At 73.0% G+C, this 17,362-nt stretch carries 13 protein-coding genes; 9 read left to right on the top strand and 4 right to left on the bottom strand.

Translation table 11 applies throughout. The features are described 5' to 3' along the window. The first annotated feature begins 158 nt into the window (after nt 1–158). Nucleotides 159–587, top strand: coding sequence for a DUF3040 domain-containing protein (locus ACIP4Z_RS00200; RefSeq protein WP_355334142.1), 429 nt, complete (start codon nt 159–161; stop codon nt 585–587). A 452-nt stretch (nt 588–1,039) separates the two neighbouring features. Here the strand turns inward: ACIP4Z_RS00200 and ACIP4Z_RS00195 are convergent, their stop codons facing one another. The 4 genes from ACIP4Z_RS00195 to ACIP4Z_RS00180 form a co-directional block, all read right to left on the bottom strand. Next, entirely contained in the window at nt 1,040–3,442 is a 2,403-nt protein-coding gene (locus ACIP4Z_RS00195; RefSeq protein WP_391159775.1) for a transglutaminaseTgpA domain-containing protein, read from the bottom strand. Continuing rightward, entirely contained in the window at nt 3,439–4,962 is a 1,524-nt protein-coding gene (locus tag ACIP4Z_RS00190; RefSeq protein WP_401303769.1) for a DUF58 domain-containing protein, read from the bottom strand. Before ACIP4Z_RS00190 ends, ACIP4Z_RS00195 begins: the two co-directional genes overlap by 4 nt. After that, complete coding sequence (locus ACIP4Z_RS00185) at nt 4,962–5,984, bottom strand: MoxR family ATPase (protein WP_188283215.1); 1,023 nt, start codon at nt 5,982–5,984, stop codon at nt 4,962–4,964. The genes ACIP4Z_RS00190 and ACIP4Z_RS00185 overlap by 1 nt, the downstream gene beginning before the upstream one ends. Nucleotides 5,985–6,136: 152 nt before the next feature. After that, the gene (locus ACIP4Z_RS00180; protein WP_355334136.1) at nt 6,137–6,700 is read right to left on the bottom strand and encodes a carbonic anhydrase; all 564 of its coding nucleotides are present in this window, start codon (nt 6,698–6,700) and stop codon (nt 6,137–6,139) included. A 290-nt stretch (nt 6,701–6,990) separates the two neighbouring features. On the opposite strand from ACIP4Z_RS00180, the gene mraZ reads away from it, so the two are divergent. The 8 genes from mraZ (at nt 6,991) to murD (ending at nt 17,269) form a co-directional block, all read left to right on the top strand. Next, nucleotides 6,991–7,422: a division/cell wall cluster transcriptional repressor MraZ gene (gene mraZ, locus ACIP4Z_RS00175; protein ID WP_355334133.1), complete on the top strand. Its 432-nt coding sequence runs from the start codon at nt 6,991–6,993 to the stop codon at nt 7,420–7,422. A gap of 198 nt (nt 7,423–7,620) precedes the next feature. Beyond that, complete coding sequence (gene rsmH / locus ACIP4Z_RS00170) at nt 7,621–8,598, top strand: 16S rRNA (cytosine(1402)-N(4))-methyltransferase RsmH (protein ID WP_401303765.1); 978 nt, start codon at nt 7,621–7,623, stop codon at nt 8,596–8,598. Nucleotides 8,599–8,954: 356 nt separating this feature from the next. Then, a complete protein-coding gene (locus ACIP4Z_RS00165) occupies nt 8,955–9,449 on the top strand; it encodes a cell division protein FtsL (protein ID WP_401303762.1) in 495 nt (164 codons plus the stop codon). Nucleotides 9,450–9,515: 66 nt separating this feature from the next. After that, nucleotides 9,516–11,642 (top strand): penicillin-binding transpeptidase domain-containing protein, encoded by a 2,127-nt coding sequence (locus tag ACIP4Z_RS00160; RefSeq protein ID WP_391043961.1) that lies wholly within the window; start codon nt 9,516–9,518, stop codon nt 11,640–11,642. Nucleotides 11,643–11,644: 2 nt separating this feature from the next. Continuing rightward, on the top strand, nt 11,645–13,258 hold the full coding sequence (locus tag ACIP4Z_RS00155) for a UDP-N-acetylmuramoyl-L-alanyl-D-glutamate--2,6-diaminopimelate ligase (protein ID WP_355334124.1): 1,614 nt from the start codon (nt 11,645–11,647) through the stop codon (nt 13,256–13,258). After that, entirely contained in the window at nt 13,255–14,715 is a 1,461-nt protein-coding gene (gene murF, locus ACIP4Z_RS00150; RefSeq protein ID WP_401303759.1) for a UDP-N-acetylmuramoyl-tripeptide--D-alanyl-D-alanine ligase, read from the top strand. The genes ACIP4Z_RS00155 and murF overlap by 4 nt, the downstream gene beginning before the upstream one ends. Further along, nucleotides 14,712–15,776: a phospho-N-acetylmuramoyl-pentapeptide-transferase gene (gene mraY, locus ACIP4Z_RS00145; protein ID WP_188282125.1), complete on the top strand. Its 1,065-nt coding sequence runs from the start codon at nt 14,712–14,714 to the stop codon at nt 15,774–15,776. Before murF ends, mraY begins: the two co-directional genes overlap by 4 nt. Before the next feature lie 62 nt (nt 15,777–15,838). Continuing rightward, nucleotides 15,839–17,269, top strand: coding sequence for a UDP-N-acetylmuramoyl-L-alanine--D-glutamate ligase (gene murD / locus ACIP4Z_RS00140; RefSeq protein ID WP_355334707.1), 1,431 nt, complete (start codon nt 15,839–15,841; stop codon nt 17,267–17,269). Nucleotides 17,270–17,362: the final 93 nt, after the last annotated feature.

Here is a 17,362-nt window from a genome sequence, read left to right as displayed (position 1 = left end):
CCATTGCTGACCGTATGCTGGCATGACGTAACGGCGGACGGGGAATGAAGCCCCCGTCGGATTGGCGTAGTGGGGCGGGTTTCATGGGGGCGAATCCCTGCCTATCCTGAAAGGGTCGGACCGGTCGCCCCCCTGCGACCGACGAGTAGGAGGACTCCGTGCCGCTCTCGGAGCACGAGCAGCGCATGCTCGAGCAGATGGAGCGAGCGCTGTACGCCGAAGATCCCAAGTTCGCGTCGGCGCTTGAGGGAAGTGGGCTGCGCACGTACACCAGGCGGCGTGTCTACCAGTCGGTGGCGGGCTTCCTGGTCGGTATCGCGCTGCTCATGGGCGGCATGATCGCCAAGCAGCCCTGGATCAGTGTGGTGGGCTTCCTGGTCATGCTGGCCTGTGCGGTGCTGGCCGTCACCGGCTGGCGCAAGGCGGGCAAGCCGGGCGAGGCGGCGCCCGCCGCCGGGGTTCCCGGTGCCCCCGGCGCACCCGGCCGGCGGCTCAGCCGCCGCAACCAGGCCAAGCGGGGCAAGGTCATGGACCGGATCGAGGAGCGGTGGCAGCGCCGCCGCGACGAGCAGCAGGGTGGCCGCTAGAGGGTCACTTCCGCCAGCACGGCGCACCGTCCGAGGGTCCCGCACCCTCCCGGCGGTGCGCCGATCTTTTTGCCCCCTGGGCGCCCACCTGTCGCCGTGCGGCGAGCCGATCCTTGAGGGTCGCGGCCCCTGAGGCCGTGCCGGCGCGAGGCTTGTGCCCCGGAAGGGCGCTGGGGGCACCTCCCAGCGTTAGCCGGGGGGTGGAACCGCGCCGTCCGCCGCCGGCCGCGCTGAGGAACCGCGCGGTCAGTCGCCGGCCGCGCTGAGGAACCGCGCGGTCAGTCGCCGGCCGCGCTCCCGCAGGTCACCACCCGCCCCGGCGGGGCAGTCCGGTCGATCCCGGACCACCGGCCCCTGGGGGCGGGCGCGCTGTTCCTCCCGCCCCTGACGGGGGCACGCCCCGCGCGGACGGCGCAGCCCCCTGAGGGGCGCCCCACCCGCGCGGTGGGGACTCACGCCTGGCGGGCCAGGCGCCTCCTCAGCGGAGCGACAAGGCGATGCCCGGCCTCGGACAGACGGAGAGTGACCGCGGACCACCGGTCAGAAAGCTGCCAGATCACCCGGGCGGAGGAACGCGGCAGAAGCACCGCCCGAAGGCGACCGCGGCGCCCGGCCGCCGCGTGCAGGCCCTCGCGGACGTGCCGGACATCGGCCGGCAACCCGGTGACCGGCTGGGGCCTGGGCGAGTAGAGCACCTGCTCCACCGCCGTGGCCAGGGCGCCCGCGGAGACCGCGGCCTGGCCGGTCAGACCGCCGTCCTGGACCAGCCGGGCCATCGCCCGCCGCGGGGTCTCGGAGTCGTCCGGCGGGACGCCGTAGTCCCAGCCGGTGTCGACCACCTCGCGCCAGGCGGACAGGGCGAGCCCTTCGGCCCTGTCACGTCCGCCGCCGAGCCTTCTGGACCGCTGTCGGCGCCGCCAGAGCATGGGCAGCAGCGGGACGGCCAGCACCAGCAGCGCGAGCAGCGTGAGCACGGCGATCCTGCCGCCGCCGAATCCGCCGCCGCCGGAACCGCCGGAAGCGGCCACCGCCGTGTTGTCGCAGGAGCTCTGCGCCCGGTTGTCGCTGCCGCAGCTCGCGCTCGCCGACGGCGTCGGGGTCGGCGTCGTCGCCGTGCCGTGCTGCCCCTGGTCGGCGGGCTCGTTGGTGCCCGAGGGCGTCGTGGTCTGGGTGTACGAGGGGGCCGTGCCCCGGTACGGGGTCGGCTCGAAACGGGTCCAGCCGATGCCCTCGAAGTACAGCTCGGGCCAGGCGTGCGCGTCCTTGAGGCCCACCGACATCGTGCCGTCCGAACCCTGCTGCGAGCCGGGGGTGAAGCCGACCGCCACCCGCGCCGGGATGTGCAGCGTGCGGGCCATCGCCGCCATGGTGAAGGCGAAGTGGATGCAGAAGCCTTCCTTGGTGCGCAGGAACCGCGCTATGGCGTCCACGCCGGTGCCCGACTGCGCCTTGGTGTTGTAGACGAACGCGCCCGAGGTGAAGTACCGCTGGAGCGCCAGCGCCTTCTCGTAGTCGTTGTTCGCCGACTCCGTCACCTGCTGCGCGGTCTGCGCGACCACCTTCGGCAGCGAGCCGGGCACCTTGGTGTACTCCTCGGCGACCCGTCCGGTGGCCGGGGGCGCGGCGGCGAGCTGCGCGGCCGTCGGCTGCACCTGCATGCTCGTGACCGAGTACGTCAGACCCGAGGTGTTCTGCCCGCGGTCGCCGATGATCGTCCGGCCCTCGGGCTCGAACCGCCAGTGCCCCGACACGTCGACGCCCAGCGCCGGGAAGGGCATCGGCAGCCAGCCCTGCGCGTAGCCGTCGTCGACCTTCACCGTCGTCTGGACCTTGGAGTACTTCACGTCGGAGGCCATGCCCGCGGGCTGCGGCAGCACCGACGGGATGTCCTCGATCTTCCGCTTCGACGGCTGCCACTGCGTGCCGTCGAACTGGTCGAGCGCCACGATCCGCAAGTACATGCTGGACAGATCGGTGGAGTTGGTCCTGTACGAGAGGACTTCGCGGTTGTCCTGCTGGTTGAGGTTGTCCTGGAGGGCCACCACCGGGTTGACCGCGGAGATCGTGCCGCCGCGCCCCGGTCCCGTACCGGTGCCCGAGGTGTCCAGCAGGCCGCTGCCCAGCGACGGCAGCACGGCGGGCGCGACCAGGGCCAGGCCCAGCGCCATCACGCCGATCCTGCGGCCGGTGCGCACCGGGGCCAGCGCCCGGCTGCCGGAGGCCGGGTTGGCGGAGCCGCCCCAGCCGTTGGCCGGCGGACCGCCGCCGAACACGCGGCCCCAGCGCGAGAGCCGGTCCCGGCCCTCGGCCAGGAGCAGCAGCAGGTAACCGGCGGCGGCGACCACGAAGTACAGCCACTGCGCACCGCCGTTGGACAGCCCCGCGGCCACCGAGTACAGCGCCAGCAGCGGAAGTCCCGCGGGGGCCGCGCTGTTGTACGTGACGGCCAGCGCGTCCACCGCGAGCGCGACCACCAGCACACCGCCGACCAGCAGCATCCTGATGCCGGGGGTGACCGGCGCCGGGATGGCGAACTGGCTGACGTCGGTCAGCCCGTCGCGTACCAGGTCGCTGAGGTGGACGAAGGCGTTGGGACCGGGGATGACGCCGCCCAGCGCCTGGTGCGGCGCGAACATCACGGTCAGCACGAGCAGTGAGACCACCGCCTGCGCGAGGACGGTCAACGGCCGGGCCAGCGGCACCCGTCGGGCCAGCGCGCCGACCCCGGACTGGAGTGCCACGAAGAGCACGGCCTGGAACATCCAGCCCGCGGGGGTGGCCAGCGGCAGCAGCGAGCAGGCGGCCATCACGGAGGCGGCCGCCGCACACACCGTCAGCCGGGCACGTCCGCTCATGTTGTGGCCCCTGCCTCTTGCTGTTCCTCGCGTGAGCGGTAACGGTCGGCCCGCTGCCACAGTTCCGGCAGCGAGTCCCCGGCGCGTACCGACAGCACCGTCCAGCCCGCCTCGCGGAGCATCCGCAGCGGTGTCGGGGTGTCGTCGTCCTCGGCGCCGGTCTCCCGCGCGCCGTGCTCGGCCGGGGGCTCCGACCTGGCGCCCGGCTCGCGGGCCGTCCAGTCGTCGCTGTCCAGGACGAACGCGACGGCGCCGCCCGCCCGTTGCCGCATCCGGCCGACGTTGGCCGCCTGCTCCTCGTCCAGGTCGCCGAGGAAGGCCACCAGCAGGCCCTCGTGGCTGGACCGCAGCACCTCGTAGGCGCGCGACAGGCCGTCGCTGTGCGCGGCGTCGGGGCCGGAGCCGGAGCCGGGCGACTGCGCCAGGTCGTCGGAGTGGTCGACCACGGCGAGGGTGTCCAGCAGGACGCCCGCCATGTCCGAGGAGTCGCCGACGTAGCCGCCGGTGCCCTCGGGGCCGGGGACGCTGCTGCCGGTGTCGGTCAGCAGCCGTACCGCGAAGCCGCGTTCCAGCATGTGGGTGGAGACCGAGGCGGCGGCCGAGACCGCCCACTCGAACGCCGAGTCGGGGCCCGCGCCGTAGTAGGCGGAGCGCCGGGTGTCCAGCAGGACGGTGCAGCGCGCGCGGTGCGGCTGCTCCTCGCGGCGCACCATCAGCTCGCCGTACTTGGCGGTGGAGCGCCAGTGCACCCGGCGCAGGTCGTCGCCGTGCCGGTAGCCGCGCGGGATGACGTCGTCCTCGCCGGCGAAGGCCAGCGCGCGGGTGCGGCTCTCGCCGTAGCCGTTGGCCTCACCGGCCAGGCGTACCGGCGGCAGCGCCTCGACGCGCGGCACCACGGTGAGGGTGTCGAACGCGCTGAAGGAGCGGGTCAGTTCGCACATGCCGAAGGGGTCGGTCAGCCGCAGTTGCAGCGGGCCGAGCGGGTAGCGGCCCCGCAGGTCGGAGCGGACCCGGTAGGACACCTCGCGGTGGCCGCCGGGCTCCACCCGGTCCAGCACGAAGCGCGGGCGCGGGCCGAGCACGTACGGCACCCGGTCCTGGAGCATCAGCAGTCCGGTGGGGATGCGCGAGACGTTGTCGACCCGCAGGTGCACGCGGGACTCCGACATGGCGGGCACCCGCGACGGGGCGAGCCGCCTGCTGCCCGCGACCCGGTAGCGGGTGCGGTACAGGACGGCGACGCAGACCAGCGGCAGGATCGCCAGCAGCAGTCCGACCCGCAGCAGGTCGGGCTGGCCGAGCACGTAGGCGCATATCCCGGCGGCGACCCCGGCCGCGACGAAGGACCGGCCCCGGGTGGTGAGTCCGCCGAGCGCGGTACGGAATCCGCCGCTCGCCTGCTGCGGTCCCGCGGCGCCCGGCGGGCCGCCCTGGCGGCCCTGCGCCGGACCGCGCTGCGGCTGCGGCGCGGATTGCGGCGGTCGGGTCGGCGGCGGGGTCCCGGCGCCGGGCGTCGCCATCACAGGCCCCGCAGGCCCTGCGGGCGGGCGGACGGCTTCTGCGGCCAGCCGCCGGCCGCCGGGTCGGGCACCGGGACGCGCTGCACGATCTCGGCGACCACCTGTTCGGGGGTGCGCCGGTTCAACTGCGCCTGCGCGGTGGGCAGCAGGCGGTGTGCCAGTACGGAGGAGGCCAGGCCCTGCACGTCGTCGGGCAGCACGTAGTCCCGGCCGTCCAGCGCGGCGGAGGCCCTGGCGGCCCGCACCAGGTGCAAGGTGGCGCGCGGCGAGGCGCCGAGCCGCAGATCGGGGTGGTTGCGGGTGGCGCCGACCAGCGTCACCGCGTACCGCCGTACCGGCTCCGAGACATGCACCATCCGTACGGCCTCGACGAGCTTGACGATCTCGTGGGCGTGCGCGACGGGCTGGAGGTCGTCGAGCGGCGAGACACCGCCGTGCACGTCGAGCATCTTCAACTCGGCGTCCGGGCTGGGGTAGCCGATCGAGACCCGGGCGGTGAACCGGTCCCGCTGCGCCTCGGGCAGCGGATAGGTGCCCTCCATCTCCACCGGGTTCTGGGTGGCGATCACCATGAAGGGGCTCGGCAGTTCGTACGTGGTGCCGTCCACGGTGACCTGCCGCTCCTCCATCGACTCCAGCAGCGCCGACTGGGTCTTGGGCGAGGCGCGGTTGATCTCGTCGCCGACCACGATCTGCGCGAAGATCGCGCCCGGCTTGAACTCGAAGTCCCGCCGCTGCTGGTCGAAGACGCTCACACCGGTGATGTCGGACGGCAGCAGGTCGGGTGTGAACTGGATGCGCCGCACCGAACAGTCGATCGACCGTGCCAGGGCCTTGGACAGCATCGTCTTACCGACACCCGGCACGTCCTCGATCAGCAGATGTCCCTCGGCGAGCAGCACCGTCAGTGCGATGCGGACGACTTCGGGCTTGCCCTCGATCACGTTCTCCACACTGCGGCGCACCCGGTCAGCGGTCGTCGTCAGATCGCTCAGGCTTGCTCGTGCGTCAAAGGTCGTCACCCGGTACTCCTCGGCCATGTTCCTCGGGACACGGTCATCCCTGGACCGGCCCACCCCACTTGCGTGCCGCTCGTGCTCGCGCCGGGCGAGGCAGTGCGGTGCCGCACGATGCATTCTTCCCTTACGCGGCACCCCACGTCACTCGCCTGCCGTTACTTGTTCGTGATTTCCCGGAGTAGACCAGTGTGCACGTCGAAGACGAACCCGCGCACGTCGTCGGTGTGCGCGAGGAAGGGCGAGGTGCGCACCCGGTTCATCGACTGCCGGACATCCTGGTCGATATCGGTGAACGCCTCCACCGACCAGGTCGGCCGCTGGCCGACCTCCCGTTCCAGTTCGGTACGGAAGTCCTCGGTGATGCTCTGCAGGCCGCAGTTGGTGTGGTGGATCAGCACGACGGAGCGGGTGCCCAGCGCGCGCTGGCTGATGGTGAGGGAGCGGATGGTGTCGTCGGTGACCACGCCGCCCGCGTTGCGGATGGTGTGGCAGTCGCCCAGCTCCAGGCCGAGCGCCCGGTGCAGGTCGATGCGGGCGTCCATGCAGGCCACGACGGCGACCTTCAGAACGGGCCTGGCATCCATGCCGGGGTCTTGGAACGCGTCGGCGTAGCGCTGGTTGGCTGCGACGAGCCGGTCGGTAACGGACGCGGTGGCGGTGTCTCCGGAGCGGCCGCTGACGTCGGTCGGCGCTGGGGAACCACTGGCAGATATCGACATGTCTCTGACGGTACGGCTCCGGGTGCCGTTCCACCTGCTGTGAGTTCCCACGAAATTTCGGCTCAAAAAGGATAAGCATCGGCAATTCCACGATGTGTGAGGTAGCCCACACGCCCTCCGGGGCTCACCGGAAAGGGGTGACGCGAGGGGACGTGAGGGGTGACGCGAGATGACGCGAAGGGTGACGCGGAGGCCGCGCGGGACGTGACGCGCCCGGCTCCGCTCTGCGTTGACCGTGGGGGCCGGTGGAGTAAAGTGGCGCGAAGTGGTGCCGTCTGCTGGAGGTGTGCATGTTCCTCGGGACGTACACCCCGCGGCTCGACGACAAGAACCGGCTGGTGCTGCCCGCCAGGTTCCGCGAGCAGTTCGCCGACGGACTGGTGATCACCAAGGGGCAGGAACGCTGCTTGTGCGTGTGGTCGGTCGACGGCTTCAAGGCCGCCACCAGAAGCCTGTCCGACGCCCCGCTGACCTCGAAGGGCGCGCGGGACTACCTGCGCGTGCTGTTCGCCGGGGCGCATGACGAGGTCCCCGACAAGCAGGGCCGGGTCACGGTGCCGCAGCCGCTGCGCGCCTACGCCGGGCTGGTCAGGGACTGCGCGGTGATCGGCGCGGGCAGCCGGGTGGAGATCTGGTCCGCGACCGCCTGGGAGGGCTATCTCGCGGCCCAGGAAGACACCTTTTCGGCCCTGTCCGAGGAGGTTCCGCCCGGATTACTGTGAGCGCGGCCCGACCGGTCCGCGCCCCGGCGCACCTGCGCGCACCCCACGCTTGACTCCGTACCACCGCGCGGACGTACGGCCCGGCCTCCTCCCGCTCTGCCGCTCCGCTGGCACCACTTCCCCGGTGCCAGGGGAACGTTTCCTTTCGAGCGGGCGGGGACCCGGTTCTACGTCCCCCGTACCGCCGAGAAGGGCCCCATGAGCGACACCACCCCCGCGCAGCCCGAGCCGCGCCATGTGCCGGTCATGCTCCGGCGCTGCCTGGACCTGCTGGCCCCCGCGCTCGCCGAGCCGGGCGCGGTCGTCGTGGACGCCACCCTCGGCCTCGGCGGCCACAGCGAGGCGCTGCTCAGCACGTTCCCCGCCGCCCGGCTGGTCGCGCTCGACCGCGACACCGAGGCGCTGAAGCTCTCCGCCGATCGACTCGCGCCCTTCGGCGACCGCGCCACCCTCGTGCACGCGGTCTACGACGAGCTGCCCGACGTCCTGGACCGGCTCGGCATCGTCCGCGTCCAGGGCGTCCTGTTCGACCTCGGCGTCTCCTCCATGCAGCTCGACGAGGCCGGCCGCGGCTTCGCGTACGCCCAGGACGCGCCGCTGGACATGCGGATGGACCAGACCACCGGGATCAGCGCCGCCGAGGTGCTCAACACGTATCCGCCGGGCGACCTGGTGCGCATCCTGCGCGCCTACGGCGAGGAGAAATTCGCCCGCAAGATCGTGGACGCGGTGGTGCGCGAGCGGGAACGGGAGCCGTTCAGCAACAGCGCGCGCCTGGTGGAGCTGATCCGTACGGCGCTGCCGCAGGCCGCGATGCGCACCGGCGGCAACCCGGCCAAGCGGACCTTCCAGGCCCTGCGGATCGAGGTCAACGGCGAGCTGTCGGTGCTGGAGCGCGCGGTCCCGGCGGCCGTCGGGGCGCTCGCGGTCGGCGGCCGGATCGCCGTGCTGTCGTACCAGTCGCTGGAGGACCGGCTGGTCAAGCAGGTCCTCGCGGCCGGGGCCGCCACGACCGCGCCGCCCGGCCTGCCGGTGGTGCCCGAGCAGTACCAGCCCCGCCTCAAGCTGCTCACCCGCGGCGCGGAACTGCCCACCGAGGACGAGATCGCCGAGAACCGGCGGGCCGCGCCCGCCCGGCTGCGCGGCGCCGAGCGGATCCGCGAGGACGCGCGGTGAGCCAGGACCGGCCGGGGGACCGGCGACGGCCCCCCGGCGACGACCGGGCACGCCGGGACCGGTCACCTGAGGGCCGGCCGGGCGACGGCCGGGCACGCGGGGAACCGGCGCGCGGACGCACCCCGCGCGAGGACCCCGCCCGTGGCCGCGCCCCGCGCCAGGAACCGCCCCGTAAGCGGGCCGCCGGTCAGGAACCGTCCCGCGAGCGGGCCGCCCGCCAGGACCGGCCGCCGCGCCAGGACCGTGGGGAGCCGCGCCGCGGGACCGCGAGGGTGCCCAGGCCGCCGCGCGCGCCCGGCCTGTCCGTGCGGCCGTCCGCGGGCCGCGGGTCCGCCCGGTCCGCAACCGCCGCCCGTATGCCGTTCGTCCTTCTTGTCGTGACCCTCCTCGCGGGCGGCCTGCTCTCCCTGCTGCTGCTCAACGGAGCGGTCAACCAGGACTCCTTCGAGCTGAACAAGCTTCAAAAGGAGACCAACGGTTACACGGACGAGCAGCAGCAGCTCCAGCAGGAGGTCGATCAGTACGCGGCCCCCGGCGGCCTGGAACAGCGCGCCCGGCAGCTCGGCATGGTGCCGGGCGGCAACCCGGCCTTCCTCAACCCGGACGGCAGCGTCCGGGGCACCCCCGAGGAGGCCACGGCGCCGCCCGCGCCGCCGCCGACCAGCAAGGCGCCGCCGGCCCCGACCGGCACGCCCACCGCGACCCCGCCGAGCGGCACCCCGACCGGGGCGGCCGACGCCGCCGCGACCGGGTCGCCGACCGGCGCGCCCGGCACCACTCCTTCGGCACCCACGACCCCCGGCGGCGCGCACGCCGCCGCCACGACCACTCCCACTCCTCCCGGCAGGTGACTTCGTGAAGCCTCAGCCACCCTCCCCGACCGCCCGTTCCCCGCGCCCCGCGCGGAGGGCCGGCCGGTGAGCGAGCCGAGACGACCGCAGCCGGGCCGCGCCCCGCGCCCCGGCGCGCCCCGCCCCCGCGCGTCCGGAGCGGGCAACGCGGGCGGCGCGGCGGCCGGAGCCGCAGGAACCCCCGCGGGCCGGATTCGCCGCCCCCGCCCCGAAGGCGCCGCGCCCCGACCCGCCCAGCGCGCGGGCCAGCGGCTCGGCCAGCGCCCTGCCGCCCCCCGCCCGCGCCGCACCGCCCCGCCGCCGCGGGCCCCCCGCGGCCCCCGGCTGGTCAAGCTCGGCAGGCCCAAGCCCCGGCTGCGGCTGGTCGGCGTCGCCCTCACCCTGGTGATGGCCGCCTTCGTGATCCGGCTGCTCCAGGTCCAGGCCGTGGACGCCTCCACCTACGCGGCCAAGGCCGCGGTGAACCGCTGGGTGACCCACGACGTCACCGCCGACCGCGGCACCATCACCGACCGCTCCGGCGTCGACCTGGCCACGACCGTGGACGCGTACGACATCACCGCCGACCCGTATCTGTTCACCCCGGAACAGACCAAGACCAAGGACGCGCCGCTCCAGGCCGCCGAACTGCTCGCGCCGATCGTCGGCGGCGACCCGACGGCCATCGCCAAGGCGCTGGCCACCCCCAAGTCCCGCTACCAGGTGATCGCCCGCCAGCAGTCCCCGCAGGTCTGGAACCAGATCAAGGACCTGAAGAAGGCGTTCGCCGCCACGTACGCCAGGGGACAGGGCGCCAACGTGCTGGCCGGGGTCTTCAGCGAGACCCACACCAAACGCGTCTACCCCGGCGGCGACCTGGCCGCGGGCGTCCTCGGCTTCGTCAACAGCCAGGGCGTGGGCGGCGGCGGCCTCGAATCCATGCTCAACAAGGAACTCGCGGGCAAGAACGGCAAGATCCGCTACGCCCAGTCCGACGGCCGCCAGGTGCCCACCGCGGGCGTCCAGGAACACCCCGCCGTGCCCGGCTCCGACGTCGAGCTGACCCTGGACCGGGACATCCAGTGGGCCGCCCAGAGCGCGATCACCGCCCAGGTGCAGAAGTCCAAGGCCGACCGCGGTTATGTGATCGTCCAGGACTCCAGAACCGGCGAGGTGCTGGCCATGGCCGACGCCCCCGGCTTTGACCCCGGCGACCTCGCCCACGCCGACCCGCGCGCGCTCGGCAACGCGGCGATGCAGGACGCGTACGAGCCCGGCAGCGTCAGCAAGCTGATGTCGATGGCCGCGATCCTCGACACCGGCACCGCCACCCCCGACACCCGGGTCACCGTCCCCGGCACCCTGCCGCGCGCCGACCGGGTCTTCCACGACGACGTCGACCACGGCACCTGGTACCTGACGCTCAACGGCGTCCTGGCCAAGTCCAGCAACATCGGCACCATCCTGGCCAGCCAGCAGCTCGGCACGACCCAGCCGCAGGCCAACCGGGTGCTCTACTCGTACCTGAAGAAATTCGGCATCGGCGATCCCACCGGCATCGGCTTCCCCGGCGAGACACCCGGCATCCTGGCCAAGCCGCAGGACTGGAACGCCTCCCAGCAGTTCACCATCCCGTTCGGCCAGGGCCTGTCGGTCAACGCGCTCCAGGCCACCTCGGTCTACTCGACGATCGCCAACGGGGGCGTACGCGTCCAGCCCACGCTGATCCGCGGCACCACGGGACCCGACGGCCGCTACGTCCCCGCGGACCCGGCCAAGAAGACCCGGGTGGTCAGCGCGCAGACCGCCAAGACGCTCTCCACGATGCTCGAATCGGTCGTCGGCGACGAACAGGGCACCGGACTCCACGCGCGGATCGCCGGATACCGTGTCGCGGGCAAGACCGGTACGGCCAACCGGGTGGACCCGGAGACCGGCAAGTACAAGGGCTACACATCGTCGTTCCTGGGGTTCGCGCCCGCCGACGACCCGCGCGTCACGGTCTCCTGCGTGATCCAGAACCCGACCAGGGGCAGCTACTTCGGCGGCTCCATCTGCGGCCCGGTCTTCAAGCAGGTCATGGAATTCGCGCTCAAGACGCTGAAGGTCCCGCCGTCCGGCACCAAGGCTCCCCATCTGCCGGTCGACTTCGACCCGGCCCAGCCCGCGACGCCGCCCGGCACCGCGAAGCCCGGCACGGACAAGGCGCGGTGATCATGAATTTTGGCTCGCACCCCGGCCAGCCCGGTAACCTCACCGCCGTGCCCAAAGCTGATCAGCCCACCCTCACCCAGCCGGGCGCGCCGCGCCCGACGCGTATCCGCCCCAAAACCCTGCACGAACTCGCGGAACTCACCGGACCTCTCGGTACGCGGGTGCCGGACGGCCCCACCGCGCAGGTCACCGGCATCACGCACGACTCGCGCGCGGTCCGCCCCGGTGACCTGTACGCGGCGCTGCCCGGCGCGCGCTTCCACGGCGCGGACTTCGCCGCGCAGGCCGCCGCCGCCGGAGCCGTCGCCGTACTGACCGACCCGGCGGGCACCGAGCGCGCCGCCGCCACCGGACTGCCCGTCCTGACCGTGGACGACCCGCGGGCCCGGATGGGCGAACTGGCCGCCGCCGTCTACGACCAGCCGGGCGACGGCCTGCTGCGGGTCGGGATCACCGGCACGTCGGGCAAGACCACCACCGCCTACCTCGTCGAGGGCGGCCTGCGCGCCGCGCGCGACGGCGGCACCGGCCTCATCGGCACCGTCGAGACCCGGATCGGCGACGACCGGATCAAGAGCGAGCGCACCACACCGGAGGCCACCGACCTCCAGGCGCTCTTCGCCGTGATGCGCGAACGCGGTGTCGAGTCGGTGGTCATGGAGGTCTCCAGCCACGCCCTGGTGCTCGGCCGGGTCGACGGGGCGGTGTTCGACGTGGCCGTCTTCAACAACCTCAGCCCCGAGCACATGGAGTTCCACGCGGGCATGGAGGACTACTTCCAGGCCAAGGCGCAGCTCTTCACCCCGCGCCGCAGCCGGCTCGGCGTGGTCAACCTGGACGACGCGTACGGCCGCAGGCTGGTCGGCGAGGCCACCGTCCCGCTGGTCACCTTCTCCGCCGAAGGGCGGCTGGACGCGGACTGGCGGGCCGAGGACGTCGAGGCGGGGCTGCACGGCAGCACCTTCACCGTGCTCGGCCCCAAGGGCGAGCGGGTGGACGCCACCGCGCCGCTGCCCGGCCCCTTCAACGTCGCCAACACCCTGGCCGCGATCACCGCGCTGGCCGCCGCGGGCCTCGACCCGCAGACCGCCGCCGACGGCATCGCCGCCGTCCCCGGCGTCCCCGGCCGCCTGGAGCGGGTCGACGCGGGACAGCCGTATCTGGCGGTCGTGGACTACGCGCACAAGACCGACGCCGTGGAGCTGATGCTGCGCGCGCTGCGCAAGACCACCCGCGGCCGGATCCACGCCGTGCTCGGCTGCGGCGGCGACCGCGACACCACCAAGCGCGGGCCGATGGGCGCGGCGGTCGCCCGGCTCGCCGACACCGCCGTACTGACCTCCGACAACCCGCGGTCGGAGGACCCGCTGGCCATCCTCGCCGCGATGCTGAACGGCGCGTGCGAGGTCCCCGCGCAGCAGCGCGGACACGTCATCGTCGAACCCGACAGAGCCGCCGCCGTCGCCGCCGCCGTCGCACGGGCCGAGCCCGGCGACATCGTGGTGGTGGCGGGCAAGGGCCATGAACAGGGCCAGGACATCGCCGGAGAGGTACGCCCCTTCGACGACCGAGAGGTGCTGCGCGCCGCGATCGAGAAGGACCGACAAGCACTGTGATCCCCCTCACCCTCGCCGAGGTCGCACGCGCGGTCGGCGGGAGCACGCACGACATACCGGACACGGAAGTACGTGTCACCGGCCCGGTGGTCAGGGACTCCCGCGAGGTGGTGCCCGGCGCGCTCTTCGTGGCGTTCGCCGGAGCCAAGGCCGACGGCCACGACTTCGCCGCCGACGTGGTCGCGGCGGGCGCCGTGGCGGTGCTCGCCACCCGGCCGGTCGGCGTACCCGCGATCGTCGTGGACGACGTACAGACCGCGCTCGGCGCCCTCGCCAAGCACGTCATCGAGCGGCTGGGCGCCACCGTGGTGGCGCTGACCGGCTCCGCGGGCAAGACCAGCACCAAGGACCTCATCGCGCAGCTCCTGGAGCGGCACGCGCCCACCGTGTGGACACCGGGCTCGCTGAACAACGAGATCGGGCTGCCGCTGACCGCGCTGAGCGCCGACGAGCACACCCGGCACCTGGTGCTGGAGATGGGCGCCCGCGGTATCGGCCACATCAGCTACCTGACCGGACTGACCCCGCCGCGGATCGGCCTGGTGCTCAACGTCGGCAGCGCGCACATCGGCGAGTTCGGCGGCCGGGAGCAGATCGCCCAGGCCAAGGGCGAGCTGGTCGAGGCGCTGCCCGCGGCGGCCGAGGGCGGCATCGCCGTACTCAACGCCGACGACCCGCTGGTCCGCGCCATGGCCTCCCGTACCAAGGCGCGCGTCGTGTACTTCGGCGAGTCGGCCAGGTCGGTCGACGGCGTGGACGTCGAGGTGACCGCCGAGAATGTCCGGCTCAACGACCGGGGTCAGGCCGTCTTCACGCTGCGAACACCCACCGGGTGCGCCGAGGTGACCTTGCGCCTGTACGGTGAGCACCACGTGTCGAACGCGCTCGCCGCGACCGCCGTAGCCCGTGAACTGGGCATGCCCGTCGACGAGATCGCCACCGCGCTCTCCGAGGCCGGCACGCTCTCGCACTGGCGCATGGAGGTCACCGAGCGGCCCGACGGCGTGACGGTCGTCAACGACGCCTACAACGCGAACCCCGAATCCATGAGGGCTGCCCTGCGCACACTCGCAGCGATGGGCAGATCCTCACAGGCGCGCGGGGGGCGCACGTGGGCGGTGCTCGGAAAGATGGCCGAACTCGGCGGGGAAGCACTCGTCGAGCACGACGCGGTGGGGCGGCTGGCCGTCCGGCTCAACGTCAGCAAGCTCGTGGCCGTGGGCGGTACCGAAGCCGCCTGGCTGCAAATGGGCGCCTATAACGAGGGTTCGTGGGGTGAGGAGTCGGTGCACGTGTCCGACGCGGAGGCGGCGATCGACCTGTTGCGCAGCGAAGTGCGCCCGGGGGACGTCGTACTGGTGAAGGCATCGAGGTCGGTCGGCCTGGAGTCCGTCGCCCTGGCGCTGCTCGAAGCCGACGGCTTCGACGGCTCGGCCCGTGAGGGTGCCGCCCTGTGAAGCAGATTCTCGTCTCCGGCGTCCTGGGGCTCTTCCTGTCGCTGGTCGGCACACCGCTGTTGATCCGCCTGCTGGCCCGCAAGGGCTACGGACAGATGATCCGGGACGACGGTCCGAAGGCGCACCACAGCAAGCGCGGCACGCCCACCATGGGCGGTATCGCGTTCATCCTGGCCACGCTGATCGCCTACGCGGCGACCAAGCTGATCACCGGTGACAAGCCGACCATGTCCGGCGTGCTGGTGCTCTTCCTCTTCGCCGGTATGGGCCTGGTCGGCTTCCTCGACGACTACATCAAGATCGTCAAGCAGCGCAGCCTCGGCCTGCGCGCCAAGGCGAAGATGTCGGGCCAGCTCATCGTCGGCATCGCCTTCGCGGCGCTCGCGCTGAACTTCAAGGACTCCCGCGGCCAGACCCCGGCCTCCACCAAGCTGTCGTTCACCACCGACTTCGGCTGGTCCATCGGCCCGGTGATCTTCGTGGTCTGGGCGCTGTTCATGATCCTGGCGATGTCCAACGGCGTGAACCTCACCGACGGCCTCGACGGCCTGGCCACCGGCGCCTCCACCATGGTCTTCGCCGCGTACACCGTCATCGGCGTGTGGCAGTACGGCCAGTGGTGCGGGGCCCCGGTCAGCGCGAACGGCGCGTGTTACGAGGTCCGCGACCCACTCGATCTCGCGGTGGTCGCGGCGGCCCTGATGGGAGCCTGCTTCGGCTTCCTGTGGTGGAACACCTCACCGGCCAAGATCTTCATGGGCGACACCGGCTCCCTGGCCCTGGGCGGCGCGCTCGCGGGCCTGGCGATCTGCTCCCGCACCGAGATGCTGCTGGCCATCCTCGGCGGCCTCTTCGTCCTGATCACGATGTCCGTGATCATCCAGGTCGGCTCCTTCCGGCTCACCGGCAAGCGGGTCTTCCGGATGGCGCCACTCCAGCACCACTTCGAACTCAAGGGGTGGAGCGAAGTCCTGGTCGTGGTCAGATTCTGGATCATCCAGGGCATGTGCATGGCCGTCGGACTCGGCATCTTCTACGCGGGCTGGGTGGCCGCGTCGTGACGACCGACTCCCCGGCGTTCCCGGAGTCTCCGGCCTCCCCGTCCGCCGCCGGGCAGGGCTTCGTGAACCCCGACTTCACGGACCTGCGCGTCACCGTCGCCGGGCTCGGCGTCTCCGGCGTGCCCGCCGCGAAGGCGCTGCACGCCCTCGGCGCCCGCGTCACCGTCGTCAACGGCGTCGCGGGCGAGCGGCAGCGGGCCGAGGCGGCCGAACTGGAGGCGCTCGGCATCACCGTGCGCCTCGGTGACGGCGCGACCCTGCCCGAGGGCACCGAACTCGTGGTCACCGCCCCCGGCTGGAAGCCGAGCAGCCCGCTGTTCACGGCCGCCGCCAAGGCGGGCGTGGAGATCTGGGGCGACGTCGAACTGGCCTGGCGGCTCAGGAAGCCCGGCGCGGCCCCCTGGCTCGCGGTCACCGGCACCAACGGCAAGACCACCACCACCCGCATGCTCGCCGCGATCCTCACCGCGGCGGGCCTGCGCACCGCGGCCGTCGGCAACATCGGCGTCTCCCTGCTGGACGCGGTCCTCGGCGACGAGCCGTACGACGTCCTCGCCGTCGAGCTGTCCAGCTACCAGCTCCACTGGGCGCCCAGCATCCGCCCGCACTCCGCCGCCGTGCTCAACCTGGCGCCCGACCACCTCGACTGGCACGGCTCGATGGCGGCGTACACCGCCGACAAGGGCCGGATCTACCAGGGCAACCAGGTCGCCTGCGTCTACAACCGCGCCGACCCGGAGACCGAGCGGCTGGTCCGCGAGGCCGACGTCGAAGAGGGCTGCCGGGCGATCGGCTTCACCCTCGACGCGCCCCGGCCCTCCGACTTCGGTCTGGTCGACGGCATCCTGGTCGACCGCGCCTTCGTGGACGACCGGGTCAACAGCGCGCAGGAGCTGGCCGAGACCGCCGACGTCAACCCGCCGGCCCCGCACAACATCGCCAACGCGCTGGCCGCCGCCGCCCTCGCCCGCGCCTACGGCGTCGAACCGGCCGCCGTACGCGAGGGCCTGCGGGCCTTCCGTCCGGACGCGCACCGCATCGCCGAGGTCGCCACCCGCGACGGCATCACCTGGGTCGACGACTCCAAGGCCACAAACACCCACGCGGCCGAGGCGTCGCTGGCCGCGTACCCGTCGATCGTCTGGCTCGCCGGCGGCCTCGCCAAGGGCGCGGTCTTCGACGACCTGGTCATCAAGTCCGCCGACCGGCTGCGGGCCGCCGTCCTGATCGGCGCCGACCGCGCCCTGATCCGTGAAGCGCTCGCGCGACACGCCCCCCAGGTCCCGGTGGTCGAGCTGGGCCGGACCGACACTGGGGCGATGGCCGCCGCCGTCGCCGTGGCACGCGACCGGGCCCAGCCCGGCGACACCGTTCTGCTGGCACCGGCCTGTGCGTCGATGGACATGTTCGCCAATTACAACGAGCGCGGCGATATGTTCGCGGAAGCCGTCCGGCGCCTGGGCGCCGCCGACAGCGACAGCGACGAGCCCTAGCCGCAGGTGTCGTGCGGCGCCCTCGCTCCGATGGAGGTCCCATGACGGCCACTGCGTCCCCCCGCCGCCCCGCGCACCGCCCCCGCGGGGGGC

Source organism: Streptomyces sp. NPDC088910 (genome assembly GCF_044749865.1).
Lineage (GTDB): Bacteria > Actinomycetota > Actinomycetes > Streptomycetales > Streptomycetaceae > Actinacidiphila.
The sequence above is the reverse complement of the archived record's forward strand: the minus strand, read 5'-3'. Positions and strand labels throughout refer to the sequence as shown.